Raw genomic sequence first — 26,427 nt, forward strand, 5'->3', positions numbered from 1 at the left:
GCGATGTTCAGCCGCGAAGTCTGCCCCGCTCTTTATCGAGGGCGTTGGAATTCGCACCCAACAGCTCAAGAAGCCACGACGGACGCGGTTCCACTTCGATAACCCAGACATCATATTCGCCCGGCATGTTGCACCAGAAATTCGCGCGACGCCGCCCGTCGATCAGAATGTCCCTCTCCTGCGTGCGGACCACAACGAGGCTTCCTTCCACATAACGGGGCATTTCCTGCGTTCGCACACGTATTCCGGCAGAGCGGGCATCGCTGGTTTTCTGCATATGATCGAGAACCTGACCTATGCGGCGGTTAGACCATTTCTCGCGGACGATATTCCCGCGAAACACGTCGACCTGCCGAAGCCCATAAAGCCGCGTCCATTCACGCGCCAGCCGCTGGATCGCAAGCACGCCGTCCCGATGGTAAAAGAACAACGGCAATATGTTCTCCCAAACCGGTTCACGGTTAACGGCCAGATGTGCCCGCCAGAAATCCATTGTGCTGAAAAGGTGACTGATTCTCATCCCTCGGCGACTCTCCTTTCCCAATTTATTAGGAAAGACAGACATATCATCGAAGGTGACAGATTGTCACAATTTATTCATAATTCCGTCACAATGGAACCACGCCAGGTTGAGGACCTGTTCGGCGCTCAGCAGGCGAATTAACGCCGGTGTGCAATTTGTCAGTTTCCGGAAATTAGCCCTTGCGTGCCAAGTCGTTATATTCTACGGCTTTCCCCGGCTCGGAGCGTAGCGCAGCCCGGTAGCGCACTTGACTGGGGGTCAAGGGGTCGTGGGTTCGAATCCCGCCGCTCCGACCATTAAATCAAAGACTTAGCTACCATCTTTGATTGCTGGATATTTTTGAAAATAACCGGCGCATTGCCTGGAGTGTTCTGGCAATCCTGACTGTAGTGCCGGTCATCTGATTTTATTCACCGACATGACCGGCGAATGGGAAATACCAGCAGCGGGATTTTGCACCAGTATCCTGCGAGACAGCATTTCAAACAGACTCGGGTTCATGGGGCCCCCTCCGTTAACTGAATACTTGTCGTTGTTGCAGCCTCATATCCAAATTTGGAACAGCCTCACACGCCTATTGTCGTCAGGCCCCGGTGCGCCAGATGGAATTAATTCGGTTCATTGATTCAAATCAATGAAGAAGGGCGCCCGCCAGTATAATGGCGGCTGAAACTCAACCCCAAGTCGATCACGATATCAGGGTGGCTGGAGCATTCAGAGATGCACCTGCCCCCGCCAAACAACGAAACCTCTTTATTTCAGCAAATACTAATGTAGTATATACAGTGAAAGGAAACAGACGCTGAAGCGATTCGCACAAAATACAACAATAACAATAACTTAACAAAATCAAATGCAATCCTCATCAGAATTTTTCCTGTGAGGATTATTTCGTAACTAGCTTGAGCTCTGTTCTTTCCACAAACTTTATCTCGGTCGCAATCACTACCGGAATAGTAGCAAAAGAAAGAAAACAAACACATTAAACCAAATAATACGTAATCACATCCTTATAAGAATTGTATTATTCATTTGATGCGCAAGTAATTTTTGCTTTCTTAGAATTATGCAGTCCGAAAAGCGCTTGATGTATTGTGAATATACAAGCTTTTCTCTTATGGGGAATAGAATAAATGAGAATGCATACCGCGAAAAAGGCGACTGTTTCCTCCCTGCAAGTTACCGTTTCGGCTCTTGCAATAGCTATCGCGACAGCAACCGGCGTAAACGCACAATCGGTTACCGTCACCGGAACCGTCAGCCCTACATTGACACCCAATCCTTCGCCGACCTGGACGGTTCCTAATTCATTGTATGTCGGCAACGGGACAGCAGGCACGCTTGCGATAGCAAATGGCGGAACTGTTGCCATCACACCAGGATACAACGCCGTCATAGGATATTTTGGCGGCGACGGCTTGATGACCGTCGACGGTGTCGGCTCGCGTTTTACTGCGGGTTATCTTTACATCGGCTACAAGGCGACAGGCACTCTGCGCATCACGAATGGCGGTAATGTTGTAGCCAATTCAATAGAATTGGGACACGTGCCGGTTCCAACGAGCGGGAATATCACAATTGACGGTGCCGGGTCCGCTTTGACTACAACTTATCTTTACGTCGGGGAAGATGGGCCAAGTTCTGTCACAGCAACAGGTGGCGGAAGGCTAACCACAAACGGTCAAACTTATATAGGACTGGGCTCTGGCGTTACAGGCACAGTAACAATCTCTGGCGCTGGCAGTACCTGGAACGCAAGCACCGGGCCCCATGTGGGAGAACGCGGCAATGGCGTAATCACGATAAGTGATCAAGGCCATATGATTACATCTCAGCTGTATCTTGGGTACCAATCCGGTTCGCGTGGAGATGTGCAGCTAAACAGTTCGGGTGTATTGACCGCGCTCCAGATCCAGCGCGTCAACGGCGGGAGCCTTTCGTTCGATGGCGGCATTTTTCAGCTGGCAAATAGTCAACCCTCACTTTTCTCGGGGTTTGTTCCGGGAACCATCCTGTTTCAATCGCAAGGTGGAACCATTGACACTCAGTCATTCGATGTTGGCACGCAAGCGGTCATGGGCGGTGTAGGCGGTCTGACCAAAACTGGTTCCGGAACGCTAACTCTCCGCGGCAATAACAATTACACCGGAGCGACGACGGTATCAGCGGGTACGCTCTACGTTATGGGCGACCAGACTGCGGCGACGGGCACGACAACGGTTCAGGCCGGGGCGACCTTGGGCGGGACCGGCATTATTGGCGGTGATGTCGCGATACAGGATAATGGCCAGCTGTCTCCCGGCCCTGCCGGCAGCACGCCTGGAACTCTTACTATCAACGGCGATCTGAATCTTAGCGGTGGATCGTCGCTGCAATACAGCTTTGGTAAAGCAAATACCGTCGGCGGAGCCCTGAACGATCATACGATTGTCAAGGGTGATCTGGTGCTCGACGGCACGATCAACGTCGTCACAACACCGGGAGGCTCATTCGATACAGGCGTTTACCGGGTTATAAGCTATGACGGCGCGCTGACAAACAACATCCTTGACATTGGCACTATTCCCGCGAGCAACTACTACGTCCAGACGTCGGTCGACAAACAGGTCAACCTTGTCAACACGAGCGGTCTCACGCTCAATTTCTGGGACGTCGGACCGCAATTTAACGGGCAGGTCAATGGTGGCACAGGCATCTGGCAAAGCTCGGCGTCAGGTGGCCTCAACACCAACTGGGCAGAACAGACAGGCGTGATCAACGCCCCGTATCAGGACGGTGCTATCGCGATTTTCATGGCGACAGCTGGTACAGTAACTGTCGATGACAGTCTGGGCGCGGTAACGGCTTCCGGCATGCAATTCGCCAGCGATGGTTATGTTGTTGAAGGAGACGCCATCAGTCTCGTAGGTTCACCAACTTCAACTATTCGCGTTGGGGATGGCACGGAGGCGGGCGCGGCGTTCACTGCGACGATCAATTCGGCCCTGACGGGCAACACGCAACTTGTAAAAAGCGATTTGGGCACTCTCGTCTTGAATGGCGCGAACACCTATACGGGTGGCACCGCTATCCAAGGCGGTATCGTGCAGGTTTCTAACAATTCCAACCTTGGCGCAGCAGGCGGCGGCGTGACGCTTGATGACGGCACGTTGCGCACCACGGCGAGCTTCACGATAGATCGAGCGACGGAATTACAAGGTCTGGGCGGCACATTTGAAACCCTCGCAGGAACAGAGCTCAATTATGCGTCCACGATCACTGGCGCGGGCAGCCTGACAAAGACTGGGCTTGGCACCCTGAATATCAACGCTCAGAGCAACTATTCAGGCGCAACAACGGTCAATGAAGGAATTCTCGCTGCAGGGGGAGAAAACTATCTCAGCGGAGCTTCCGATTTTGAAGTGGCGGCGGGAGCGAAACTTGCCCTTAACGACTTCAGCCAGTCGATTTCTTCGCTCAGCAATGCAGGCATAGTTGATTTCGGCCCCCAGGCTGGAACCAGACTCACCGTTACCGAAGACTATGTTGGCAACGGCGGCACACTTGCTCTGTGGACTGCTCTGGGTGGTGACAGTTCGGCTACGGACAGTCTCCTCGTAAATGGCAACACGAGCGGCACCGGGATTGTGGCCGTTAAGAACACCAATGGTACCGGCGCGCAGACTGTCGAAGGTATCAAAGTCATCGATATCCAGGGAGCTTCGGGCGCGACATTTACCCTGCTCGGCGAATACCAGACGATCGACGGCAAGCAGGCTGTGAGAGGCGGGGCTTACGCATATACGCTGGAAAAGAATGGCATTAGTACACCTACTGATGGCGATTGGTACCTGCGTTCACGTTTCATCCCTCCGCTCCAGATCCCAAACCCAGAAACTCCGGGAGTGCCGCAAGAACCCGACGCTCCCCGCTATCAGGCCGGCGTCCCCGTCTACGAGGCCTATCCGCAGTCTCTCCTCGCCCTGAACGGTGTTTCCACGCTGCAGCAGCGCGTCGGAAACCGCGTTTGGGCCGGCAATGGAAACAAGGTGATTGCCCAAGGGGCCGATGCGATCGAAACCCCTTATGCCGCTCCCGAAGAAGCCGGCGTGCATATCGAAGGGAACGGGGTGTGGGGACGCGTGGAAGGGGCGCACAATCACATTGAGACCGGCCGCTCAACAACGGATGTCGATTATGACCAGAATATCTTCAAATTGCAGGCCGGCGTTGACGGCATGTTCATGGAGAATGAAAGCGGGAAGCTGATCGGCGGCGTGAGTGTCCACTATGCGCACGGGCTTACCAAAACCGCATCCATTTACGACACGTCGGTCGGCGGGGGCCGGATCAGTACAGAAGGATATGGCCTTGGCGGATCGCTTACCTGGTATGGCGAGAGCGGATTCTACGTCGATGCGCAGGCACAAGCTACCTGGTACAACAGCGATCTGAGCTTTTCCGGAGGCAATCAGTCCCTCGTGGACGGCAATGACGGCTTTGGCTACGCGCTTTCCATCGAAAGCGGCAAGCGCTTTGCGCTTGATCAGGCATGGTCGCTCACGCCGCAAGCGCAACTGGTCTATTCCAGCGTCGATTTCGATGATTTCAGTGAAGATATGACCGGCACTGCGATCCATCTCAGCAAGGGCGACAGCCTGCAAGGTCGAATTGGCCTCACACTCGATCATGAAAGCTCGTGGCAGAATGCTAACGGCATGCTGAACCGGGCTCATGTATATGGCATCGCCAACCTCTACTACGAGTTCCTTGAGGGTACGAAGGTCGAGGTCGCAGACGTAAGCTTTGCTAATCGCAATGACCGTGCCTGGGGCGGTGTCGGCCTGGGCGGATCTTACAACTGGAATGACGACAAGTATTCCATTTACGGTGAAGGCCTGATCAACACCAGCCTTAACAACTTCGCCGACAGCTATTCGCTGAAAGGTAATGTTGGGTTCCGCGTGAAGTGGTAAAGGGCAGCAAAACGACGGGCTCTCGGCAATTTCCCCCTGGGATGCCAAGTCTGTTGCCTCTGCCATAATCGCTTGAAACGTCTCCCCCTCCCTCGCTCTCCATTCAGCGCGGGAGGGGGCTGCCTTGGCCGTCGAGCCTCTTCCTCCGTCAGCTTACGCACCCTCTGACCGGAGCTATTTCTTTCCAGGTAAAACAACTGGCAGAGCATTCTGGGTGCTTTGGCGTATAATCATGGCAAGCTGGCCGCAATCTCTCTCATTGTATTTTCTATTACTGGCGCAGATCACAGCGTTAACAGCGTTTCCACTCTACTTCACCCGGCTGATTTCTCCCGTAAGACAAGTTCACTTTTATGTTTTCCTGTCGCTCCTCCTCCTCATCGGAGGTTTCATGGGAAATATTTATACAATGAAGATTGCTGACGGAATAATCATTTCCGGAGGCAACCTCTGCTATGGAGCATTTATGGCTACTGCCGTAATGTTCGTCTGGATAGAAAATGATGCCTTTATTCTAAAGCATCTGGCGCGCTTGGTTATCCTCGTAAACTTATTCAACGTTGTATTTTCTTTCCTCACAAGTTCAATCCTGCAAACGATCGGGATTATAAACCCGCACCACGTTTCTTTTCATTTATTTGAAGTTTCCACCCATCTTATCATCATTGGTGGATTCATGATTTTAATTGAGCTTCTTATTCTATTCTTGATCTTCGAGCTCTCCAAAAAACACATTGTCGATGGGCTCGTTAACGGGTTTATTTATATATTCGCTTTTGTTGCCGTGCTTGTACTGGATGGGGTGATATTTGAAATCATTGCAAGCGGTTCCAGTAAGGGCATCATTTCGCTTACTTTTGGAGGGCTTGCCGGGAAGATAATCGTCGCTGCTGCATTCAGCATATCGCTGGCCATATTCATGGCATGGCAACGCACGGCATTCAGAAATTATCTACGAGCCGACACGCTGCAATGGCGCCTTCTAACGATCAGCAGCACCGACCTTTTGCTGGAGATGAAAGAGAAAGATCGGGATATACAACGTGGAGACACAATCTTCAGAAATGCATCCGAAGGCCTCGCGATCGTCGACGCGAGGGGCGTCATTCATCAAGCCAACGCTGCCTTCCACAAAATGGTGGAAGCGGGCAGAAACAATTTTTGGAATGTACGGACAGCATTCCGAAATAACGGCGCTCCGCTGGAAATTCCTACCCTGCAGGAAACCCAATGGCGCAACGAAGTGTCTTTTGGCAAAGCCGCAGAGCGAACAGGTATCCTCTCCATCACGCCAATCCGGGAGAAAGGCGAAGACATTGGCGCATATGTATATTCACTGACCGATATAACGGAGCAGAAAGAAACGCGCGAACAACTTCGCCATCTCGCGCTGTATGATCGACTGACGGGCCTCCCCAATCGTCGCTTCTTGGCAGAATCCCTCCGTGACATCGAACAAGAACACTATGCATTGGTCATAATTGATCTTGATGCGTTCAAGGACATTAATCACTCCTACGGATACGAAACTGGCGACCATGTTCTTCGTACAATCGGGAGCAGGCTTGACGGCGAGCGCAATAAAACCATCGGCCCTTACGATCTGGTCTGTCGAATAGGTGGCGACAAATTCGCTATTCTGCATCTCTGCAACGACGCGACTTCAGCAACGAATACGATAGAGGCTATTCAGGCGATAGTTCGCCAAACCATACCGGTAACCAGTACCCTGAACCTGCATATGTCATGCACGGCGGGCGTGAGTTTTAAGTTTGGCTCGCAAAAATCCGCGTCCATCGAGGAAGCTGATGCTGCCCTGCACGACGCAAAGAATACACGCCAAGGCAGCTTTTGCATCTACTCGGAACAACTCACCATCCGAAGCCAGCGCAAGGCCGCGCTCAGCATCAAATTAAGGAACGCCATCGAAAACGGGGCCATTGAAGTCTATTATCAGCCACAGTTCGATGCTCGAACGCTTGAGCTAAAAGGGGCGGAGGCGTTGGCGCGCTGGACCGATATCGAGTTGGGCCCCATATCACCCGGTGAGTTTATTCCGATTGCGGAATCAACCGGATTAATTGTCAGTCTCGGCGATTATGTGCTTCAGAAAACATGCGCAGATGGACGAGAGTGGCTGGACAAGGGATTCAAGCCCATAACACTCTCGGTAAATCTGTCTGCTAAACAACTCGTGTCGGACCGCTTTACGTCCTTTTTGCGCTCCACCCTGGAGACCACAAAATTCCCCGCTCAGTTTCTCGAACTGGAGTTGACCGAGTCCATTCTGATCGATCAGGACAATGAAAATATTCGTCGTCTCTCTGAAATCCGCGAGGATGGAATCAGGATCGCCATCGACGACTTCGGCACTGGTTACTCAGCGTTATCTTATTTAAAGAACATACCCTGCGATTGCGTTAAAATCGACCGAAGCTTTGTCTGTAATATCGTAGATGACGACAGGCAGCGCAAATTGTTTGAAGGCATCGTTCAGCTGGCGAAAGCAATGTCCTACAAAATTATCGTCGAGGGCGTTGAAAAAAACGAACAGCTCGAATGCCTCACCACAATGAACTGCGATCTTATTCAGGGATGCTTACTCTCACCGCCTGTATCGCGATTGGAGATTGAAAAGTTGCTCGCGCAACATTGGAATTCGTCCGTAGAAGTTCCACAGGAGTAGTTTCGCAACGGAACTGAGCGCCACGGTCTGATGACTGCATATGATTTTCCTTTGCATGGAATATACAAATCGGATTAGCTCCGCCATGAACTGCGTGGAGGAGAGCATGAGGAACGTCCTTGTTACTGGCGGAAGTCGCGGCATAGGCCGGGCGACCGCTTTGCGCAGCGCCGCACAAGGTTGGTCTGTGGCTCTGAATTATTCCGGGAACGAACAGGCTGCGCAGCAAACAGTGGCTGAAGCAGCGAAGCTCGGGGCGAAAGCGCTGGCTATTCAGGGCGACATATCCGTCGAGCAGGACGTAATTGCCATGTTCGACAGGGCAGAAGCTGAACTTGGCCCGTTGAAAGGCGTGGTCCTGAACGCCGGTATCGTGGCGCAAACCATGCCTCTCGCAGACATGAGCGCCGAGCGCCTGAAAACCATGTTCGACGTGAATGTTTACGGTACCTATCTATGTGCCCGCGAAGCGGCGCGACGCTTGCAGCCGGACAGCGCCATCGTCATCGTTTCCTCCATGGCGTCACGCCTTGGTTCACCCTTTGAGTATGTGGATTATGCCGGAGCGAAAGGTGCGCTCGATACGCTGACCATCGGCCTGTCGAAGGAACTGGCGGCGAAGGGCATTCGCGTCAATGCAGTCCGCCCCGGCCTGATCGATACTGACATTCATGCCAGTGGCGGCAATCCGGATCGCGCGGCGCGACTGGGCGCCGCCACGCCGGTAGGGCGGGCCGGAAAGGCAGAGGAAGTCGCGGAAGCCATTTTCTGGCTGCTCAACGACGCCCCCGCCTATGCAACCGGCACCTTCATTGATGTTGCCGGTGGGCGGTAAGTCGCCCTCCGCTTCTATTTCTCGCGTAGCTGATAGGTTTCCGCAATATAGCGATAGCCCTCGCCTTCCCGCTTGAGATAGGCCAGCGCCGGAAACGGCATATGATAGCCGATGAACGGCAACCGGTCGGTTGCGATCATGTCGAACATGCGCTTGCGGGTCTGGACGGCGGCTTCCTTGTCAATGTCGAAGGAAACGTGCCATTCGGGCCGCTGCAATGTGATGACGAAATGGTTTGCCGTGTCGGATATAAGCATGAGCGACTTGCCACCCGTTTCGACGCGGAACGCCAGATGACCCGGCGTGTGGCCATAGGCCGCCACGGAATTAATGCCCGATACGACCTCGCTGTCATCGCCCAGGAACGTCATCTTCCCGGCCAGTGGCTTGACGTTCCTGGCCACCATTTCGGCAACGGTTTTTGCCGGGCTGTCGAGCCGCGCGGGATCAGTCCAGAAATCGAATTCCTTCTGTCCGGCGGCGTAGCGCGCATTGGCGAAGGCTGGCTTGCCGTCTTCCATCAATCCGCCGATATGGTCAGGGTGGAAATGGCTCAGCACCACCAGAGACACATCATCAGCCTTGTAGCCCGATGCTTCAAGCGCAATGATGAGCCTGCCCAATCCCGCCTCACGAGCACCCGCTCCCATGCCGGTGTCGAACAGAACTAGTTCCTTGCCCGTGTTGATAAGCACCGGCGTGAAACTGTTGACGAAACGGTCGGCTGGCAGAAGATTTTCCTCCAGCAGCGCCGCGACTGCTTTCGGGTCCTGATCGATTGCATATGTCTTTTCGGGTGCTTCGCCCGCCCTGCGCCCATCGGAAAGCGTGGTGATCTCGAATTCACCGAACTGGAAACGATGAAAGCCCGGATTTTCTACCATTGAAGGATTCTGCTCTTTGGAACCGCCTGTTTCGGCTGCTGCCCTGGCAAGCTCCAGCGGCGACAAGGCCAGTCCGGCCCCGACAGCAGATGCTGTAACAATGAAATTACGTCTTGAGATGGTCATCGATCGATCTCCCGGCATAATCTGTGGTTAAGAACGTCAGAATACGCGAAAAAGCTCCCTGATACATGGGATACGTGATCAAGTTTCTGTTGGCGGCCAAATTGACGACGGTCTTGCCTCACCGCCCGAGAATCATTATCTACGTGGCTGCGTGGGACGACCCGCGCCTGTGTTCGCATCGGGGACGGCCCCATAGGAGTGTGTCCTATGGCAGGGCTGATGATCGAACAATACGCAATCCAGCTTTTCGTTGAACAGATGCAATCGGCAAGCAGCCGGTTAGAGCGTTTCGAGCAAAAGCGTGAAACGGTTTTGCGCCGGAAAAATTCGACAAAACCAATAGTTAGAGAAGTTCCGGCAATTCCGTTAAAACAGGAACCGCTCTAGCTTCGCCCAATCCGCACGCATCACGGGTGCACTGCTTCCGTTGCGTGCATCATGTCTCTGCGGGACGGACGGCCTTCCCGCTTCTTCAAACAACGGCGGGACGCCCCGTCAGAACCCTCAAGATGGAACATTAAAATGGCATGGATTTTTCTGGTACTGGCCGGGATTCTGGAAGTCGTCTGGGCTTATTTCATGAAAAAGTCGGAAGGCTTTTCTCTTTTAACGCCAAGCGCGATCACCATTGTAACGATGATCGGCAGCTTTATTCTGCTGTCGATCGCCATGCGCAGCCTGCCGCTTGGAACCGCCTATGCGATCTGGACAGGCATCGGTGCAGTGGGCGCGTTTGTGGTGGGCATCTTCATTCTTGGCGAGGCTGCGACCTTCTTCCGGGTCGCGAGTGTGACACTGATCCTCGCCGGCATCATCGGATTGAAACTCTCATCCAGCTGATCCCGTCCGCCTGCAAAAGCAAAGGGAGGCGAAAGCCTCCCTCACATGGTCCGTAGTCGTTCAGCGCACCTGATCAAGAAGGCGCTTGCATTCCAGCAGGTCGAACAGGGCTTCCTGCAGGAGCGAGCGGTTGTCCTTCGACGGCCGCTTTCCGTCGGCTCCGATGGGGCCGTCCTCCTCGCCCTTCAACAGGCCGAAAAGCTTGCGCGCCGGTTGCGGTGCCTTGATGCCGCTCGGCAGAGCCATTTCATTATCCGCCGCCTCTTCCGCAGCGCGCTTGTCAGCAGCGGCCTGCTTCTGGCGGGTGATCGCCTCAATGGCCTGAACGTCGCCATTGCCGAGCGCGATGATGAATTGCGCATTGTTTTCGCGCAGAAGACGCTGCACACCCTTGATGGTATAGCCCTGATCGTAGAGCAGGTGGCGAATGCCCTTCAGCAACTCCACATCGAGCGGCCGATAATATCGACGGCCGCCGCCACGCTTCATGGGCTTGATCTGGGTAAAGCGTGTTTCCCAGAAACGCAGCACGTGCTGCGGAAGATCCAGATCCTCCGCTACTTCGCTGATCGTCCTGAATGCATCAGGGCTCTTGTCCATTCCACTTGCCCTTTCCAGAGGTTCGGGTTTCGCCATTACGGCGCAACCTCGCCGATCCAGATAGTTCAACTCGCCAACGCAAACGCGCTTGCTACACCAAAGCCGTTTCAGCATCGGATTTTAAAGGACGGGAGTTAACAATCTCCAGCGTGCAAAAAGGCACAGCTCAACGTCATTCAAAACCGGACGGTGCTCAACGCAAACTCGTTCTGAAAAACTTGCCGCTTTTCAGAATTGCAATATTAGCAGAGCGATTCGCTCCGTAAAATCCATTATATAATATCAGAGCTTTATAAGCATCCCTTCACGCAAAACGGAAGGCAATGCAGCCTGCACCTCGGCATAGAAAGCCAGGCAACGGCATCCTGCGCCAAGCACAAACCGCCCCCGCACTTGCCCCTGGGGCAGACACGGAAGGAACGTATATCGACGTGAGGTGATGGCGCAAAAACAAAAATGCTGCCCTTTGGACAGCATTTCAGGAATTATTTCTGGCTTTTGGCTTCGCGCTTCTGGTGTTCCTGCAAGATACGCTGCTTGAGAACGTTCGAAGCCTTGAAAGTCATCACACGGCGGGGAAGAATTGGAACCTCCTCGCCTGTTTTCGGATTGCGGCCAATACGCTCGTTCTTGTCGCGAACCTGAAATGTCGCGAAAGACGACAATTTCACGGTTTCGCCGTTGACGATAGCGTCACAGACTTCATCGAGGATCATCTCGACCAAAGCCGCCGACTCCGTTCTGGAAAGGCCTACCTTACGATAGACAGCCTCTGCCAGATCAGCTCGCGTGACCGTCTTACCTCCCATGACCAAACCTGCCTGGTTAGCGTTTGAACAGATAATATCCTTACGTGACAGGACGTTACACAAATAAAAGCGCAACGGTCAAGCCGCGAGTTCTCTCGCGGCAGATCAAATTTGCACTTACCAGCGCAACAGGACCGCGCCCCAGGTGAATCCGCCGCCCATTGCCTCCAGCAGCACGAGGTCACCCTTCTTGATGCGACCGTCGGCAACAGCGGTCGCCAGAGCCAGCGGAACTGATGCCGCCGAGGTATTGCCGTGGCGGTCCACGGTGATGACCACCTTGTTGTCGGCGATATTCAGTTTCTTGGCCGAAGCGTCAATAATGCGCTTGTTGGCCTGGTGCGGGACGAACCAATCGATATCCTCGGCAGTAAGGCCGGTTTCCGCGAAGGAAGCCTCGATAACGTCTGTAATCATGCCGACCGCGTGCTTGAAGACTTCACGGCCTTCCATGCGCAGGTGGCCGACAGTCTGGGTCGTAGACGGACCGCCATCCACAAAAAGTTTTTCCTTGTGATTGCCGTCCGAACGCAGATTGGCAGCAAGAACCCCGCGATCGGAAGTCAGCCCGTTGCCTTCGGCAGCTTCAAGAACCAGCGCGCCAGCGCCATCGCCGAACAGAACACAGGTCGTGCGGTCGCTCCAGTCGAGGATACGCGAAAACGTTTCCGCGCCGATCACCAGAACCCGCTTCGCCATGCCGCCGCGGATATAGAGGTCCGCTGTCGTGATGGCATAGATGAAGCCGCTGCAAACGGCTTGCATATCGAACGCAAAACCGCTCGTGATTCCAAGCTCACGCTGGATTTCGACAGCACTTGCCGGGAAGGTGTGATTGGGTGTGGAGGTGGCCAGAAGAACGAGATCGATATCGGTCGGCTGCAAACCGGCATTTTCGATTGCTGCGCGCGCCGCCGCCGTGCCAAGCGAAACCGTGGTTTCATCGTCGCCCGCGATATGACGTTCGCGGATGCCGGTGCGCTGCACGATCCACTCGTCCGAGGTTTCGATAATACCTTCGAAATCGGTATTCTTCATGACCCGCTTCGGCAATGCCGAACCGATACCCCGCACGACAGATCTTATCATCTCTTATTTCCTGTCCTCAAAAGCGACCGAAGCATTTCCGCCTGAACGGTCGAGAATTCTGGCCCTGTAAAATGGGCAAAGGTTATTTCGCCGCTTCCCCGCCCTCACCGGACGAAACATGCGGATGACTGTGGTGGAAATGCGCCAGATCGGCCTCGATCTTTTCCAGAAGGCGGTTTCTCACCATGTCATAGCCGACTTCCACCGCCGAACAGAAGCCCTCAGCGTTCGCGCCGCCGTGACTCTTGATGACGATGCCGCTCAAGCCCAGAAACACGCCGCCATTGACCTTGTTCGGGTCCATCTTTTCGCGCAGGCGATCAAACGCACCCTTGGCGAAAACATAGCCGATCTTGGCAAGCAGCGTGCGGCTCATGGCCTGACGCAGCAGGGACGCCATCTGGCGCGCGGTGCCTTCGGCGGTCTTGAGCGCGATATTGCCGGTGAACCCTTCGGTCACGACCACATCCACCCTGCCCTTGCCGATATCGTTGCCTTCAACAAAACCGGCATATTCCAGCCCTTCCAGCGGCGTGTCGCGCAGGATCTGGCCAGCTTCCTTGATCTCGTCGAGACCCTTTACCTCTTCCGTGCCGACATTCAGGAGCCCGACGGTCGGCTTGCGCACCTCGAACAAGGCACGCGCCATACCGGCACCCATAACGGCATAATCGACGAGCTGCCGTGCATCGGCGCCAATCGTGGCGCCAATATCGAGCACAATGCTTTCGCCGCGCAGCGTCGGCCAGATGCCCGCAATCGCCGGACGCTCCACGTCCGACATCATGCGCAGGCAGAATTTGGACATGGCCATCAACGCACCGGTATTGCCGGCGGAGATACACGCCTGCGCGTCGCCTGTCTTTACAGCCTCGATGGCCTGCCACATGGACGACTTGCCCCGACCGGCGCGCAGCGCCTGGCTCGGCTTGTCATCCATGCTGATGGCAACCTCGCTCGCGCGGAACTCGGACGCGGCCTTCAATTTTGGAAAGCGGGCCAGCACCGGCTCCACCTGCGCGGGGAGACCGAAAAATATGAAGCGGATGTCAGGATGACGCTCAAGCGCCTTCGCTGCGCCGGGGATGACCACTTCAGGGCCAAAATCACCGCCCATAGCGTCAATCGAAATTTTGATCACTCTTGATTATTCCTGTGCGATCCCTGTCCCTGCCCTGCCCTTGCAGCAGACAGGTTTTCGGCGAAAATAGTGTTTTTGCGTTTCCGCACAACCAAATTCTATCAAACCACTGCGAATTACGGCTTCTTTTGCCATTCCGAAAGCTTGGCGAATGGCGAAACGGGCTTCTCGTCTCCCTCACCGTCTCCAAAAACCTTCGGCTCGCTGTCTTCCGGCAGTCCGGGCTTGCGCGGATAAGGATCGATGGCGAGATCGAAGAACTCTTCTGCAATCGCACCCACATCGATCTTGTCGCCGACGAAGACTTCCGGACTGTCAGCCCCTTCCGCATCGAGCAGCATTTCGCCGCTTTCATCAAGCTGTATCCGCGCAAGCCGCGAATTTTCCGGCACGAAGATCGTGTCGACTTCTTCGGCGATGCTGTTGGTCAGCGGCTCCAGCGTCACGACGCAGGACTGAACGATTTCCGCATCGATGCGGCCGCGCACCCGGATACCGTCCTTTTTCCAGGGCGTAATCAGAAATTCTGCGGCAAAAGCATTCACGGCCTCAAGTCCATGATCTGCCGCGAGCGCTGCGCGCTCTTTCTCATCCGTGCCTATTTTCACCGTTACGCCCTTTTGCGGCAGGTGAAGAACCGGAACAGGATAGGTAAGCGCCGGTTTATCAGTCATTCTTATTGGCCTTTTCAGCATTGTTCGTTGGCGCAAGGCCATCTTTGACGCGCATCTTGTCCCGAAAACCGCTTCACACTTTTCAGGATGCGCTCTTATCTGCATCCATATAGGAAATGTCGCCCGCCGCCAAAGCGTCGTCCGCAATTTTTTGCAAGCCGTCGCGGCACTCAAGAACATATTCACTTAAATGGTGGGCATGCGGCCAGAATTCGAGATCTGGCCGGATATTTCGCGTTAGCGCCGCTGCCAGCGCGTACGCGTCATTTGCATCCAGCGCCTCGCCATAGGCCGCCACGCGACCATAAAACATGCGCGCAAGCTTCTTCATGCGTTTCGGCACGCCTTGATCGCCTATGCCGAGTTCGCGCAGCGAATGGTCGACGTCCTTGAAAAACTCGTCCGCAATTTCCTGCGCCAGGTCGGCAAGCGCCTTGTTTTCCCCTCTCATGCGATGAAGCGCGAGAAAAATATGCAGGGACAGCATTTCATAGCGGCCAAGCGGGGTATCCGGCACCTGAAATTGTGCATAAAACCGTTTTTGCCGCGCCGCCGCCACGATCACCTCGTAAACGCGAAGCACAATAGCCTCGTTTGCTTTCGATTTGCGGCGGAATAGTTGGAGAATCATGTCCGTACGACCGTTCCAGTTGCATAAATAAGCAAGGTGGTTTACCGAAGTTCTCCCGACGGCGAAAGTGCCGCGCTGATTTAGAATGTATGGAGAGGTCTTTGTTGCAGCGAATTTTTCCAAATGCATCCTCTGGCGTACGCAAGCAGCGTGCCCTTCTTGCAGGCACGGCAATTCTCGTCGCAGTCGCTCTTGCCGGGTGCAACACCGCATCCACGCTCAATCCGTCCGAAACGCTGACGGAAGGTTACGTGCTCGATCAGAACGCGCTTGATTCGGTTCCGGTCGGCTCCAGCCGCGAACAGGTGCTTCTGGCGCTGGGTACGCCGTCCACCACCGCGACCTTCGACAATGAAGTGTTCTACTACATTTCGCAGAAGCGTTATCGCGCCGCGCAGTTCATGAAGCCGAAAATCATCGAGCGCCGGATCCTCGCCATTTATTTCGACAAGGATGGCAAGATCGAGCATATCGCCAATTACGGCCTGAAAGACGGCAAGCTGTTCGATTTCGTGTCGCGCACCACGCCGACCGGCGGCAAGGACCAGACATTCCTCGGTCAGATCATTCAGGGTGTTTCCAAGGCCCCGACATCGCTGCCGGGTGCTTCAGGTGGCCCCAACAACTGATCGAAACGGATATATACGAACAGAAAACCCGCCTTTACGGCGGGTTTTCCTTTTTAGGGCTGGTTACATCACGTCATATGCGCCAGCACGGCCAGCAACAGAAGAGCCACGATGTTGGTGATCTTGATAGCCGGATTGACCGCCGGACCTGCCGTATCCTTGTAGGGATCGCCCACCGTATCGCCGGTCACCGATGCCTTGTGCGCTTCCGACCCTTTCAGGTGTTTCACGCCATCGGCGTCGGTAAACCCGTCCTCGAAGCTCTTCTTGGCATTGTCCCAGGCACCGCCGCCGGACGTCATGGAAATCGCCACGAACAGCCCGTTGATGATGACGCCGAGAAGCGATGCGCCAAGCGCTGCAAAGGCCGCAGCCTTCGAGCCTGAAATGAGCAGCACGCCGAAATAGACGACAATCGGCGCCAATACAGGCAGAAGCGACGGGATAATCATCTCGCGGATGGCCGCTTTGGTCAAAAGATCGACAGCCCGGGCATAGTCCGGACGCTCCTTGCCAGTCATGATTCCCGGCTTTTCGCGGAACTGGCGGCGCACTTCCTGCACCACCGCGCCGCCTGCCCGGCCCACGGCCGTCATGGCCATGCCGCCAAACAGATAGGGGATCAGGCCACCGAAGATCAGCCCCGCAACCACATAAGGGTTGGAGAGATCGAAGGAGACCGGCCCCATATCCGCGAAATAGGGATAGGTCTGCCCGTTGGCGGCAAAATAGGCCAGATCGTTGGAATAGGCCGCAAACAGCACCAGCGCGCCGAGACCGGCCGAACCGATGGCATAGCCCTTGGTGACGGCCTTGGTGGTGTTGCCTACCGCATCGAGCGCATCGGTGGCCTTGCGGACTTCCGGGTCGAGACCAGCCATTTCCGCAATACCGCCCGCATTATCGGTCACTGGACCGAAGGCATCGAGCGCGACGATCATACCGGCAATGCCGAGCATGGCGGTGACCGCGATAGCGGTGCCGAACAGGCCCGCAAGCTGGTAGGTCGAGATAATGCCGCCGACAATCACGATTGCCGGAAGCGCGGTCGATTCCAGAGAAACAGCCAGCCCCTGAATGACATTGGTGCCATGCCCCGTCACCGAAGCTTGCGCAATGGAATTGACCGGGCGTTTGTTGGTGCCGGTATAATATTCCGTGATCACCACGATCAGGCCGGTAACAATGAGACCGATCAATCCGCAGATGAAGAGATTGGTGCCGGTGATGCTTTTGCCGGCAACAGTTCCGATCTCGCCCCAGCCAATCGTCAGCGTGTTAGCCACGGCAAGGCCGACCATGGAAAGCAGGCCTGTTGCGATCAGACCCTTGTAAAGCGCGCCCATGATGGAGCCGTCCACGCTGAGCTTGACGAAGAACGTGCCGATAATCGACGTAATCACGCAGGCGCCGCAGATCATCAACGGATAGAGCATGACGCTCGAAAGAACGTCCGATCCATTGAAGAAGATCGCGCCGAGAACCATGGTGGCAACGACCGTCACCGCGTAGGTCTCAAACAGGTCCGCCGCCATGCCCGCGCAATCGCCGACATTGTCGCCGACATTATCCGCAATGGTCGCAGGGTTGCGCGGATCATCCTCGGGAATACCGGCTTCCACCTTGCCTACAAGATCGCCGCCAACGTCAGCACCCTTGGTAAAGATACCGCCGCCAAGACGCGCAAAGATCGAGATCAGCGAAGCGCCGAAACCGAGCGACACCAGCGCGTCGATAACTGTGCGGTCAGAGGGCGAATAGCCAAGCCAGACGGTGAGAATGAAGTAGTAGACCGAGACACCGAGAAGTGCCAGCCCGGCGACCAGAAGGCCGGTAATGGCCCCGGACTTGAAGGCGAGCTCAAGCCCTCCGGCGAGGCTGAGCGATGCCGCCTGCGCGGTGCGCACATTGGCACGGACCGACACATGCATTCCGATGAAACCCGTGACGCCCGACAGGACCGCGCCGATCAGGAAGCCAATCGCGGCGCTGATCGACAGCAAATACCAGGCTGCCAGAAAAACCACGACGCCAACGATCGCAATCGTTGAATATTGTCTTGTGAGATAGGCTGAGGCACCCTCGCGGATGGCTTCAGCAATTTCCTGCATGCGCTGCGTCCCCTGATCGGCTGCGAGAACCGAACGGATCGCCCATATGGCGAAAAGAACGGAAAGCACACCGCAGGCAATGACGAGAACTAAGACTGCCACTCCCATTTGCATAAAGGCCAACTCCCATTGAGCGCATTCCGAAAAGTGAGAAACGGTTCGGGAAAATGCGCGGCCACCCAATTGGAGCGCCGGTCCGTTTCCAATAGACCGAAACGCGCCCCATAGTTCGCGCTGGCTGCCGTCAGACCGCAAACCGCGATTGCCAGCAGGCGCATGCGCAGGATAGGCCCGAAAACCCCTCCCCGGACCCGACTGAGCGGCATGGAAGTGCCTGAAGCCGAATAAGAGATACCGGGCTTCAACGGTATATTGATTGGGGAACTTACGCCTTGGAATCAATCAATTGGCGCGATTCCCTGCATTTCAGCATTCTCAATGCCGCGCAACCAACATGCGAAACGGTTTAACAAACGTCAAGTCGTTCTTTGCCAGCGTACAATGAAAGAAGGGCCGCGATTTCTCACAGCCCTTCTTTCATTTCAATTGCGGGGATGATGCGTCAGCGCGGCTTCACGCCACGGCTCTCGCCACGAATGACAAATGCCAGGCGGTCCAGCACTGCATTGACCAGCTTCGGTTCATCCTCGGTATAGAACGCCTTGGCAATATCGACATATTCCGACACGATCACAGCCGTCGGCACATCCTTGCGCGTCTGCAATTCCCATGCGCCAGCGCGCAGAATGGCGCGCAGCGTCGAATCGAGACGCGACAGCGGCCAGTCTTCCGTCAGCGCCTGATGGATCATTGGATCGAGTTTCAGCTGATCCTCGACCACACCCGACACGATGGCGCGGAACCATTGCGGGTCGGCATCGAGATATTGCGTGCCGTCGACTTCCTTGCCGAGACGGAAAGCCTCGTATTCGGCCACCACTTCCAGAACGCCCGTACCGGCAACATCCATCTGATAGAGCGCCTGGACCGCAGCGAGACGGGCAACGCCGCGCTTGTTGGCCGTGCGCGGCAGATTGGGGGTCGGGCGTCCTTCGGTAGAAGAATTCATAATGATCAGACTCCGAACTTCTTGCGCAGATCGATCATGGTCAGCGCGGCGCGGGCAGCAAAACCGCCCTTGTCCTTGTCTTCGCGGCGGGCGCGAACCCATGCCTGCTCTTCGTTTTCGACCGTCAGGATGCCGTTGCCGATGGCGATGCTTTCCTCGACCGAAAGGTCGGTAAGCGCGCGGCAGGATTCATTGGACACAATGTCGAAATGATAGGTTTCGCCACGGATAACCGTACCAAGCGCGACATAGCCATCATATTCCGTGCCGCCATTTTCCTCGCCATCGAGCGCAAAGGAAATCGTCGCCGGAATTTCGAGAGCACCGGGCACGGTTACGACATCGTAAGTAGCGCCCGCCTCATCCAAGGCTGCCTTTGCGCCATCCAGAAGCGCGTCGGCGAGATCATCGTAGAAACGCGCTTCGACAATAAGCAAATGCGGCGCATGCGCCTCGTGCTTGGACATGAGAGACTCCATGACAAATTTTGCGGACCGCAACGATTGCGGTCAACGCTCAAAATCGGGATATGCTTTTACAGCCTGGGAATTTAGGCTGTAAGCCTATTTCTGATATTGCGCAAGCCTTGCTGCGTAACGTGCCAGCTGGTCGATCTCAATATTCACCTTGTCGCCCGCTTTTCGCTCGCCCCAGGTCGTGACTTCCAGCGAATGGCGGATCAGGAGCACATCGAACTCATTTCCATTGACGCCATTGACCGTCAGCGAGGTGCCATCGAGCGCAACCGAGCCCTTCTGCGCGATAAACGGCGCCAGCTCTTCCGGTGCGCGCAGGGTAAAGCGCACGGCGTCGCCCTCATCCTTTCGCTCGATAATTTCAGCCTGTCCGTCGACATGGCCGGAAACGAGGTGTCCGCCCATTTCATCGCCGAGTTTCAGCGAGCGCTCAAGATTGATGTTCCGTCCGCTCTGCCAATTGGAGATCGTCGTCAGGCGTAGCGCCTCTTCCCACGCCTCAACCTCGAACCAACGGGCATTGGTTCCCTTTTCGGGCAAGGCAACGACCGTCAAGCAGACCCCGGAACAGGCAATTGATGCGCCAAGCTCGATTGTTTCAGGATCATATGCGGTTTCAATACGCAGAAGGACGCCTTCGTTCAGCGGCTTGATCCGGTCAACCTTGCCGATATCTGTGATAATGCCTGTAAACATCAAATCTTCCTTACATATTCCGCATAAGCATCGTCACCATAGCGAGCCTGCCTCAGAATTTTGAATTCGTCTGCGATATGGGTTTCGAGGCCGCCCACGGCAACCCCATGTTCCAGGCCGATTTCAACGGGCGAACGGAAGATGGCAAGCCGATCCACCAGCCCCTCGTCCAGAAAACTCTTCGCAACGCCTGCTCCGCCTTCAACCAGAACCGAGGAAATACCCTGCGCGGCAAGATCGTCCATCAGCTCGGGCAAGGCGATGCGGCAATCGTCGGCTTCGGTCGCGAGAATGCGACAACCGGCAGCCGTCAACTCATAACGCCGCTCCGGCGATGCCTCCTCCCCGCAAGCAATCCACAAAGGCTGTGCATCAGCGGTCTGCACAAGTTTTGATGAAAGCGGCAGGCGCAATCCGCCGTCAAGCACCACGCGAACCGGCGAACGCTGCTCCAACCCCGGCAGGCGGCAGTTCAACACCGGATCATCGGCCAGCGCGGTTTCGATACCGATCAGGATAATATCGGTCTGGGCACGCAGAATATGTGACTGCGCACGCGCAATCGGTCCCGTTATCGCCACCTGTCCTTCGCCCCGCCTGCCAATCATGCCATCAGCAGAAAGAGCAAGTTTCAGAATCACTTCCGGGCGTTTCCTGGAAGACCGACTGAGATAGCCAGCCAGATCATCAGCGGCCTGATCGGCGAGAACGCCCGGAACGACCTCGATCCCGGCTTGGCGCAAGATGGCAAAGCCCTTTCCACTGACACGCTCATCCGGATCGGTCGCGGCAACGACGACACGCGCCACCCCTGCCCGCACCAGCGTTTCGGCACAGGGCGGCGTGCGGCCGTGATGGGCACATGGCTCCAGCGTCACATAAGCCGTCGCACCACGCGCGGCATCTCCCGCATTGGCCAGCGCCTGCGGCTCCGCATGGGGCCTGCCGCCCAGCGCGGTCACGCCGCGCCCGACGATGACGCCATCCTTGACAATGATCGTGCCGACGGACGGATTGGTTCCGGTCAGTCCCTTGTGGCGCCGCGCATAACGGATCGTCGCTTCCATGAAGCGAACATCATCCGGGGTCGCACTCGAATGCGGAAACCTGCTGCCACTCATGCTCAAGCGTCCAGATCGTCCTCGGTTTCAGGAACCGTCAGCTCGTCGATGACGTTGTGGAAATCGACGGCCTTGCTGAAATTGCGATAGACCGACGCAAAGCGGATATAGGCGATATCGTCGATGCCTTTCAGCGCATCCATCGCCAGCCGCCCGATTTCGTCGGACGTGACCTCCGCTTCGCCTGAACTTTCCAGTTGGCGAACAATGCCAGAAATGGCGCGTTCAACACGGTCATTATCGACATCGCGCTTGCGCAGTGCCACCTCGATGGAGCGCGTGAGCTTGTCGCGATCGAAGGGAACGCGACGCCCGCTTTTCTTCACGACCATCAGGTCGCGCAGCTGCACGCGCTCAAAGGTCGTGAAACGCCCGCCGCAAACCGAGCAGACACGGCGCCTACGAATGACAGCACCGTCTTCCGCCGGGCGGGAATCCTTCACTTGCGTATCTTCAGACTGGCAATAGGGACAACGCATGGAACTCTTTCAATCTCAATATCGGCAGCTTCAATACTGGCAACTTCAACACTGGCATGACCGCTCTTATGTGGGGTCACTCCCCGTAGAAACTCAAGAGCGCACCCTCAGTAGCCGATTCCTGTCGATCATAGCCGATTAGTGGCAATCCACCTACCGGATGCGAGAATGAAAAAACCCCGCTCAACAGAGTCGAACGGGGTTTTATCTCGATCAAGTGAACCGGCTTATCCCTGATAGCCGTACATCGGGAAACGGTCGGTCAGGGCGATGACCTTTTCCTTCACGGCCTGTTCGACGGCGGCATTGCCCTCGTCGGAATTGGCAACCTTGAGGCCGTCGAGAACTTCGGCGATCAGCGAACCGATTTCCTTGAATTCAGCGACGCCGAAACCGCGCGTCGTTCCGGCAGGCGTGCCAAGACGGACGCCGGACGTGACAAACGGCTTTTCAGGGTCGAACGGAATGCCGTTCTTGTTGCAGGTGATGTTTGCGCGGCCGAGAGCCGCCTCCGCGCGCTTGCCGGTCGCGTTCTTCGGGCGCAGATCCACCAGCATCAGATGGTTGTCGGTGCCGCCCGAAACGATGTCGAGACCGTGAGACTTCAGTTCCTCAGCCAGAGCGCGTGCATTGTCGACGACGTTCTTGGCATAGAGCTTGAATTCCGGCTTCAACGCTTCGGCAAAGGCGACTGCCTTGCCAGCGATGACGTGCATCAGCGGGCCGCCCTGAAGGCCGGGGAAGACAGCCGAATTGATCTTCTTGGCAATGTCGGCATCGTTGGTGAGGATCATGCCGCCACGCGGGCCGCGAAGCGACTTGTGCGTCGTCGTGGTGCAGACATGCGCATGCGGGACCGGCGAAGGATGAACGCCACCGGCAACCAGACCGGCGATATGCGCCATATCGACCATGAGATAGGCACCGACTTCGTCCGCGATCTCACGGAAGCGCTTCCAGTCCCAGATACGCGAATAGGCCGTGCCGCCTGCGAGGATCAGCTTCGGCTTGTTTTCACGCGCGAGGCGGGCAACTTCGTCCATGTCGAGCAGGTGGTCGTCCTTGCGAACGCCATAGGAAACGACATTGAACCATTTGCCGGACATGTTGACCGGCGAACCATGCGTCAGGTGGCCACCCGAATTGAGGTCGAGACCCATGAAGGTGTCGCCCGGCTGCAGCAGCGCCAGGAACACGGCCTGGTTCATCTGGCTGCCGGAGTTCGGCTGAACGTTGGCGAATTCGGCGCCGAAAAGCTTCTTGGCGCGTTCAATGGCCAGTTCTTCCACGACGTCGACATACTGGCAGCCGCCATAATAGCGCTTGCCCGGATAGCCTTCGGCATATTTGTTGGTGAGGATGGAACCCTGTGCTTCCAGAACAGCGCGCGAAACGATGTTTTCCGAGGCGATCAGCTCGATTTCATGACGCTGACGACCGAGCTCGTTGCGAATTGCACCGAAAATCTCGGAATCGATGTCCTCGAGGCTTGCATTGAAGAAAACGTCGGAAGACGCATTCTTGGCGGCGGCGTTGGCTTGAGACATGTTTCACACCCTCCGGGTTAGCCGGTAAAAGCTATATGGATGAGGCGCATTATCACACTTGAGCGCACAAGGCCAATGGCCGCAAAGCGAAAAGCTTATTCCAAAATGCGGCAAACCGATTTGATAATTGAGCGGAAATGAAAAAGCCGCCTGAAAAGCGTCCAGGCGGCTTCCAAAACTTCTATTTCCGGCCAGAATCAGGTGTCCGTGCCGAGCGCAAGGGCCGTTGCACCGTCCATCTTGTAGATATCGTCGCGGAACTGCACCACACCATCGCCAGTGGACCATGCGGAAATGTAGACAAAGTGCAGCGGAACCGGATCGGCAAGCTGGATCGGCGTATTCGTACCGGACTTGATCGTGCTTTCGATGGTCTGGCGGTCCCAGCCCGCCGTATTCTTCAGCAGCCAGACGTCAAGATCGCGAACATTCTGAACGCGGACACAGCCGGAAGAGTCAAAGCGCATGAGCTTGTTGAAATAGCTCTTCTGCGGCGTGTCGTGCATATAGACCTGATGCTGGTTGTGGAAGTTGATCTTGGTCGAGGACATGGCGTTAATCTTGCCAGGGTCCTGACGGAACATCAGCTTCACTGCATCATCCGTGTTCCAATCCACGGTTTCAGGCGCGACCTCCTGACCGGATTGGTCGTAAAGACGAATCTTGTTCTTCGTCAGATATTGCGGGTCCTTCCGCATCAGCGGAATGATATCCTTCTGGATGATCGACTTCGGCGCAGTCCAGTAAGGATTGAGAATGACTTCATGGATCTTCGAATTGAGGATCGGCGTCTGGCGGTCGATCTTGCCGACAACCGCCGTATGGCGCTGCACGACGCTGCCGCCTTCAACGGCCTCGATGCGCGCAGCCGGGATGTTGACCATCACGAAACGCTGTTCCTGCATGCCCTGATTGGCCAGAGGCGAAAGGCGCTGGAGATTGGTCTGGAGCTGGCCGAGGCGCGTATTGGCGTCCACATTCATGGCCGCATAGGTGAACTGCCCCATGACGCCATCAGCCGGGAGGCCATGACGCGACTGGAACCGCTTCACGGCGGCATCGACATAAGTGTCGAACGAACTGGAAAGCCCGGCTTCCTGCGGCAGGTCGCCGGAAATCATGAGGCGCTTGCGCAGCGCCTGCACGGCAGGATCGGTGACCCCGATCTGGAGCTTTGCATTGCCCGGCACGCTTGGCCAGCCGCCGCGACCGGCAATGTCGGTATATTGCGCAATGGCTGTCTGCAAATTGCCGACCGTCTGCGGGCTCAAAACCGGCTGGTTGGTCGCGACCCGCTGACCGCCCGTCGCACGGGCGTCGAACTGATCATCCCAGTTGCCGCGACGCGGCGCGGCGATAACATCCGTCAGAGCTTGCTGGGCAAAAGCCGAGGAAACCATGGCGGAGGCTGCCACGGAAAGGCCGGCTGTCGCCGCACCGCGCAGAAAACTGCGGCGATCTACTCTGAAAGCATCGGCTGGTCTGTCGGTCTTGGTCATTTGCTTAGTCCCAAAAGGCTAACCGCTCGCGCGGGATATTCCCGGAGATTATCAGCAACAGGCCATCAAGGCGATATCGGGCCTGTTTCCGACGCTGGCACAATATTGCCCGTGCCATTTTTAAAACGCTTATGTCGGTTTTTATGGCTTAATCATGTCGCATGGCCGGAATTTCAAGCCATGCGCCTTACGATTGGGAGCTTCATAGCGCCTTATTCTTCTCAATGGCGGCTTGTTGTGACAGTTCTGCAACAAGACTACGCATCAGTTAGCAGAGACCCTGCAATATTCAGAGCCGATAAGCAATGCTGTCGTTCCAGAAGCGGTCGAGACGCTGTAGCGACTTATTCATCGCCATGAATTCATCAACCTGTATGCCGCCGACCTGCTCGATCGACGAAATATGGCGTTCATAGAGAGCGGCCACCTGATTGGCGATCTCATTGCCCTTGTCGGTAAGGCTGACGCGCACCGAACGACGGTCAACGCGTGAGCGCTGATGATGGATGAAGCCCATTTCGACCAGCTTCTTCAGATTGTATGAAACGTTGGAGCCGAGATAATAACCGCGCGAGCGCAGTTCGCCGGCGGTCAGTTCCGAATTGCCGATGTTGAAAAGCAGAAGCGCCTGCGTCGCATTGATGTCGCTCTGGCCGTTGCGGTCGAACTCGTCCTTGACAACGTCGAGCAGGCGGCGATGCAGGCGCTCGACCAGCTGGAGGGCTTCCAGATAAAGCGAACGAAGTGCGGTTTCCGGTGTCGTAAGCGGAGCGGATATGTCCGTCTTGCGCTGTGCGTTGATCATTTCTTTTGCCTCTCTGTCGGAGCCGCATTCCATGAAACCATGATGCAGCTCTCTGTCCTGTTTTATGCGGTGTATTGTTTCTCACCGTCTTGAGAGCAATTTAGGGGAGATGCATAAAATTCGACTTAAAAGTCAGCCTTAACAGTAACTTACCGGCGAGATTGAGCATTCAGGCTTAATGTTTGCTTACTCCGCGCCAATT

23 protein-coding genes and 1 tRNA gene are annotated in these 26,427 nt (G+C 55.7%); 7 read left to right on the forward strand and 17 right to left on the reverse strand.

Annotation, left to right across the window (positions count from 1 at the left end; translation table 11 throughout):
* Positions 1-7: 7 nt before the first annotated feature.
* The gene (locus AC0TOF_RS03615) at positions 8-520 is read right to left on the reverse strand and encodes a hypothetical protein (RefSeq protein WP_473767257.1); all 513 of its coding nucleotides are present in this window, start codon (positions 518-520) and stop codon (positions 8-10) included.
* Positions 521-742: 222 nt separating this feature from the next.
* On the opposite strand from AC0TOF_RS03615, the gene AC0TOF_RS03620 reads away from it, so the two are divergent.
* The 4 genes from AC0TOF_RS03620 (at position 743) to AC0TOF_RS03635 (ending at position 8,999) form a co-directional block, all read left to right on the forward strand.
* Positions 743-819: transfer RNA gene (locus tag AC0TOF_RS03620), tRNA-Pro, on the forward strand.
* An 837-nt stretch (positions 820-1,656) separates the two neighbouring features.
* Positions 1,657-5,478 carry an autotransporter outer membrane beta-barrel domain-containing protein gene (locus AC0TOF_RS03625; protein ID WP_473767258.1) on the forward strand — a complete coding sequence of 1,274 codons (3,822 nt, stop codon included), beginning with the start codon at positions 1,657-1,659 and terminating at the stop codon, positions 5,476-5,478.
* A gap of 232 nt (positions 5,479-5,710) precedes the next feature.
* On the forward strand, positions 5,711-8,164 hold the full coding sequence (locus tag AC0TOF_RS03630) for a putative bifunctional diguanylate cyclase/phosphodiesterase (RefSeq protein WP_473767259.1): 2,454 nt from the start codon (positions 5,711-5,713) through the stop codon (positions 8,162-8,164).
* 106 nt (positions 8,165-8,270) lie between these two features.
* Positions 8,271-8,999: an SDR family oxidoreductase gene (locus tag AC0TOF_RS03635; RefSeq protein ID WP_473767260.1), complete on the forward strand. Its 729-nt coding sequence runs from the start codon at positions 8,271-8,273 to the stop codon at positions 8,997-8,999.
* 14 nt (positions 9,000-9,013) lie between these two features.
* Here the strand turns inward: AC0TOF_RS03635 and AC0TOF_RS03640 are convergent, their stop codons facing one another.
* Positions 9,014-10,009 (reverse strand): MBL fold metallo-hydrolase, encoded by a 996-nt coding sequence (locus AC0TOF_RS03640; RefSeq protein ID WP_473767261.1) that lies wholly within the window; start codon positions 10,007-10,009, stop codon positions 9,014-9,016.
* 207 nt (positions 10,010-10,216) lie between these two features.
* On the opposite strand from AC0TOF_RS03640, the gene AC0TOF_RS03645 reads away from it, so the two are divergent.
* On the forward strand, positions 10,217-10,396 hold the full coding sequence (locus tag AC0TOF_RS03645; RefSeq protein ID WP_473767262.1) for a hypothetical protein: 180 nt from the start codon (positions 10,217-10,219) through the stop codon (positions 10,394-10,396).
* 135 nt (positions 10,397-10,531) lie between these two features.
* The gene (sugE, locus tag AC0TOF_RS03650; RefSeq protein ID WP_122003441.1) at positions 10,532-10,849 is read left to right on the forward strand and encodes a quaternary ammonium compound efflux SMR transporter SugE; all 318 of its coding nucleotides are present in this window, start codon (positions 10,532-10,534) and stop codon (positions 10,847-10,849) included.
* Positions 10,850-10,909: 60 nt separating this feature from the next.
* Here sugE and AC0TOF_RS03655 read toward each other — a convergent pair whose 3' ends face one another.
* The 6 genes from AC0TOF_RS03655 to AC0TOF_RS03680 form a co-directional block, all read right to left on the reverse strand.
* Positions 10,910-11,449 (reverse strand): MerR family transcriptional regulator, encoded by a 540-nt coding sequence (locus tag AC0TOF_RS03655; protein ID WP_121982684.1) that lies wholly within the window; start codon positions 11,447-11,449, stop codon positions 10,910-10,912.
* Positions 11,450-11,934: 485 nt separating this feature from the next.
* Positions 11,935-12,258, reverse strand: a complete 324-nt coding sequence (locus tag AC0TOF_RS03660; RefSeq protein ID WP_006472791.1) for an integration host factor subunit alpha — start codon at positions 12,256-12,258, stop codon at positions 11,935-11,937.
* Positions 12,259-12,375: 117 nt separating this feature from the next.
* Positions 12,376-13,347, reverse strand: coding sequence for a beta-ketoacyl-ACP synthase III (locus AC0TOF_RS03665; RefSeq protein ID WP_473767263.1), 972 nt, complete (start codon positions 13,345-13,347; stop codon positions 12,376-12,378).
* An 82-nt stretch (positions 13,348-13,429) separates the two neighbouring features.
* The gene (gene plsX / locus AC0TOF_RS03670; protein WP_473767264.1) at positions 13,430-14,488 is read right to left on the reverse strand and encodes a phosphate acyltransferase PlsX; all 1,059 of its coding nucleotides are present in this window, start codon (positions 14,486-14,488) and stop codon (positions 13,430-13,432) included.
* 116 nt (positions 14,489-14,604) lie between these two features.
* On the reverse strand, positions 14,605-15,162 hold the full coding sequence (locus AC0TOF_RS03675; protein WP_473767265.1) for a YceD family protein: 558 nt from the start codon (positions 15,160-15,162) through the stop codon (positions 14,605-14,607).
* An 82-nt stretch (positions 15,163-15,244) separates the two neighbouring features.
* Positions 15,245-15,793, reverse strand: coding sequence for a ubiquinol-cytochrome C chaperone family protein (locus tag AC0TOF_RS03680; protein ID WP_473767294.1), 549 nt, complete (start codon positions 15,791-15,793; stop codon positions 15,245-15,247).
* Positions 15,794-15,894: 101 nt separating this feature from the next.
* Between AC0TOF_RS03680 and AC0TOF_RS03685 the strand changes: the two genes are divergently transcribed.
* Positions 15,895-16,422 carry an outer membrane protein assembly factor BamE gene (locus AC0TOF_RS03685; RefSeq protein WP_122003446.1) on the forward strand — a complete coding sequence of 176 codons (528 nt, stop codon included), beginning with the start codon at positions 15,895-15,897 and terminating at the stop codon, positions 16,420-16,422.
* A 68-nt stretch (positions 16,423-16,490) separates the two neighbouring features.
* On the opposite strand, the gene AC0TOF_RS03690 is transcribed toward AC0TOF_RS03685, so the two are convergent.
* The 9 genes from AC0TOF_RS03690 to ldtR all read right to left on the reverse strand — a co-directional run bounded on the left by AC0TOF_RS03690 (position 16,491) and on the right by ldtR (position 26,225).
* Positions 16,491-18,647 (reverse strand): sodium-translocating pyrophosphatase, encoded by a 2,157-nt coding sequence (locus tag AC0TOF_RS03690; protein ID WP_473767266.1) that lies wholly within the window; start codon positions 18,645-18,647, stop codon positions 16,491-16,493.
* A 448-nt stretch (positions 18,648-19,095) separates the two neighbouring features.
* The gene (gene nusB, locus AC0TOF_RS03695; protein ID WP_473767267.1) at positions 19,096-19,602 is read right to left on the reverse strand and encodes a transcription antitermination factor NusB; all 507 of its coding nucleotides are present in this window, start codon (positions 19,600-19,602) and stop codon (positions 19,096-19,098) included.
* Positions 19,603-19,607: 5 nt separating this feature from the next.
* The gene (locus AC0TOF_RS03700) at positions 19,608-20,069 is read right to left on the reverse strand and encodes a 6,7-dimethyl-8-ribityllumazine synthase (protein ID WP_122003448.1); all 462 of its coding nucleotides are present in this window, start codon (positions 20,067-20,069) and stop codon (positions 19,608-19,610) included.
* A 96-nt stretch (positions 20,070-20,165) separates the two neighbouring features.
* Positions 20,166-20,774, reverse strand: a complete 609-nt coding sequence (locus tag AC0TOF_RS03705) for a riboflavin synthase (RefSeq protein WP_473767268.1) — start codon at positions 20,772-20,774, stop codon at positions 20,166-20,168.
* Complete coding sequence (gene ribD, locus AC0TOF_RS03710) at positions 20,774-21,895, reverse strand: bifunctional diaminohydroxyphosphoribosylaminopyrimidine deaminase/5-amino-6-(5-phosphoribosylamino)uracil reductase RibD (protein WP_473767269.1); 1,122 nt, start codon at positions 21,893-21,895, stop codon at positions 20,774-20,776. Before ribD ends, AC0TOF_RS03705 begins: the two co-directional genes overlap by 1 nt.
* A 2-nt stretch (positions 21,896-21,897) precedes the next feature.
* Positions 21,898-22,374: a transcriptional regulator NrdR gene (nrdR, locus tag AC0TOF_RS03715; RefSeq protein ID WP_006466485.1), complete on the reverse strand. Its 477-nt coding sequence runs from the start codon at positions 22,372-22,374 to the stop codon at positions 21,898-21,900.
* Positions 22,375-22,601: 227 nt separating this feature from the next.
* On the reverse strand, positions 22,602-23,921 hold the full coding sequence (gene glyA, locus AC0TOF_RS03720) for a serine hydroxymethyltransferase (RefSeq protein WP_006466484.1): 1,320 nt from the start codon (positions 23,919-23,921) through the stop codon (positions 22,602-22,604).
* Positions 23,922-24,118: 197 nt separating this feature from the next.
* Positions 24,119-25,420 carry a L,D-transpeptidase family protein gene (locus AC0TOF_RS03725; protein WP_122003452.1) on the reverse strand — a complete coding sequence of 434 codons (1,302 nt, stop codon included), beginning with the start codon at positions 25,418-25,420 and terminating at the stop codon, positions 24,119-24,121.
* A gap of 289 nt (positions 25,421-25,709) precedes the next feature.
* Positions 25,710-26,225, reverse strand: a complete 516-nt coding sequence (gene ldtR / locus AC0TOF_RS03730) for a transcriptional regulator LdtR (protein ID WP_122003453.1) — start codon at positions 26,223-26,225, stop codon at positions 25,710-25,712.
* Between the last annotated feature and the right edge of the window lie 202 nt (positions 26,226-26,427).

The organism is Ochrobactrum sp. PL_is501, assembly GCF_055816895.1.

Excerpts from the sequence above, each read along its gene's own strand:
- AC0TOF_RS03615 (WP_473767257.1), bottom strand. The coding sequence starts at position 520 with ATGAGAATCAGTCACCTTTTCAGCACAATGGATTTCTGGCGGGCACAT.
- AC0TOF_RS03625 (WP_473767258.1), top strand. The coding sequence starts at position 1,657 with ATGAGAATGCATACCGCGAAAAAGGCGACTGTTTCCTCCCTGCAAGTT.
- AC0TOF_RS03630 (WP_473767259.1), top strand. The coding sequence starts at position 5,711 with ATGGCAAGCTGGCCGCAATCTCTCTCATTGTATTTTCTATTACTGGCG.
- AC0TOF_RS03635 (WP_473767260.1), top strand. The coding sequence starts at position 8,271 with ATGAGGAACGTCCTTGTTACTGGCGGAAGTCGCGGCATAGGCCGGGCG.
- AC0TOF_RS03640 (WP_473767261.1), bottom strand. The coding sequence starts at position 10,009 with ATGACCATCTCAAGACGTAATTTCATTGTTACAGCATCTGCTGTCGGG.
- AC0TOF_RS03645 (WP_473767262.1), top strand. The coding sequence starts at position 10,217 with ATGGCAGGGCTGATGATCGAACAATACGCAATCCAGCTTTTCGTTGAA.
- sugE (WP_122003441.1), top strand. The coding sequence starts at position 10,532 with ATGGCATGGATTTTTCTGGTACTGGCCGGGATTCTGGAAGTCGTCTGG.
- AC0TOF_RS03655 (WP_121982684.1), bottom strand. The coding sequence starts at position 11,449 with ATGGACAAGAGCCCTGATGCATTCAGGACGATCAGCGAAGTAGCGGAG.
- AC0TOF_RS03660 (WP_006472791.1), bottom strand. The coding sequence starts at position 12,258 with ATGGGAGGTAAGACGGTCACGCGAGCTGATCTGGCAGAGGCTGTCTAT.
- AC0TOF_RS03665 (WP_473767263.1), bottom strand. The coding sequence starts at position 13,347 with ATGATAAGATCTGTCGTGCGGGGTATCGGTTCGGCATTGCCGAAGCGG.
- AC0TOF_RS03675 (WP_473767265.1), bottom strand. The coding sequence starts at position 15,162 with ATGACTGATAAACCGGCGCTTACCTATCCTGTTCCGGTTCTTCACCTG.
- AC0TOF_RS03680 (WP_473767294.1), bottom strand. The coding sequence starts at position 15,793 with ATGATTCTCCAACTATTCCGCCGCAAATCGAAAGCAAACGAGGCTATT.
- AC0TOF_RS03690 (WP_473767266.1), bottom strand. The coding sequence starts at position 18,647 with ATGCAAATGGGAGTGGCAGTCTTAGTTCTCGTCATTGCCTGCGGTGTG.
- nusB (WP_473767267.1), bottom strand. The coding sequence starts at position 19,602 with ATGAATTCTTCTACCGAAGGACGCCCGACCCCCAATCTGCCGCGCACG.
- AC0TOF_RS03700 (WP_122003448.1), bottom strand. The coding sequence starts at position 20,069 with ATGTCCAAGCACGAGGCGCATGCGCCGCATTTGCTTATTGTCGAAGCG.
- AC0TOF_RS03705 (WP_473767268.1), bottom strand. The coding sequence starts at position 20,774 with ATGTTTACAGGCATTATCACAGATATCGGCAAGGTTGACCGGATCAAG.
- ribD (WP_473767269.1), bottom strand. The coding sequence starts at position 21,895 with ATGAGTGGCAGCAGGTTTCCGCATTCGAGTGCGACCCCGGATGATGTT.
- nrdR (WP_006466485.1), bottom strand. The coding sequence starts at position 22,374 with ATGCGTTGTCCCTATTGCCAGTCTGAAGATACGCAAGTGAAGGATTCC.
- glyA (WP_006466484.1), bottom strand. The coding sequence starts at position 23,921 with ATGTCTCAAGCCAACGCCGCCGCCAAGAATGCGTCTTCCGACGTTTTC.
- AC0TOF_RS03725 (WP_122003452.1), bottom strand. The coding sequence starts at position 25,420 with ATGACCAAGACCGACAGACCAGCCGATGCTTTCAGAGTAGATCGCCGC.
- ldtR (WP_122003453.1), bottom strand. The coding sequence starts at position 26,225 with ATGATCAACGCACAGCGCAAGACGGACATATCCGCTCCGCTTACGACA.